This is a genomic window from Rodentibacter sp. (genome assembly GCF_057314195.1).
In genome coordinates this window covers 1-660 of the sequence record NZ_DBHLAM010000057.1, presented here as the reverse complement: position 1 = coordinate 660, position 660 = coordinate 1, and the positions used below count along the sequence as shown (strand labels likewise).

Here is a 660-nt window from a genome sequence, read left to right as displayed (position 1 = left end):
AGTTTAAAGGATTGTTCGACGCTGATTTCCTGCTCGGTACGCACTAAAATGCCGGGACGGCTCGGATCGCAAAACCCCTCGCCGTTTTTATCGGCGATTAAACGGCGTAACGGCCCGTTCACCGCAGAAGAAACAAAATTGCCGTTGCCTTTCTCGCGCCATTCTTTGTCTTTCCAATTAATCGTCAAGGCAAAATCAATGAATTGCACGCCGCTATTCATGACTAACGAAAGTTCTTTACCAAAATTATGTAACTCGGGAAACATGTGCTATCTCTCTTTCATCTCGTTAAAACTTATTTCTTAATGGTAATCGGGAAGCGGTTATCGCCGTAAGAACCGTTACAATCCGCCGACGCGCTATTCGGTTTACAGTTGATTTCCGGCAGTTGATAAGTGGTGCCGTCGCTACAGCTCGCCACGTTTTTGTTGGAGATGATTAACCCGCCGCCGCTTACGTTAGCGTTCACATCGCCCACACATTTCACGCCGTCGCCACGTTGCAACGTGACTTGACCTTTACCTTTGTCGTCAAAGTTATAGCTCAAGCGCATCGGTTTACCGGTGGTTTTATCTTGAATACCGCCGCCCGCATTCCACGCGCCGTTTAAGAAATCCACTTTGCCTTCTTGTAGGCTTTTTTCCGGAATTTGCAGTTTTT

At 47.3% G+C, this 660-nt stretch carries 1 protein-coding gene and 1 pseudogene; both read right to left on the bottom strand.

Features of this window, described 5'->3' with window-relative positions; translation table 11 throughout:
* Nucleotides 1-266: virulence factor SrfB (locus tag ACO59Y_RS08520; RefSeq protein ID WP_486132382.1), on the bottom strand; the 266-nt coding region annotated here is incomplete at its 3' end.
* A gap of 29 nt (nt 267-295) precedes the next feature.
* Nucleotides 296-660 (bottom strand): annotated as a pseudogene (locus tag ACO59Y_RS08515) (SrfA family protein); the annotation flags it as partial.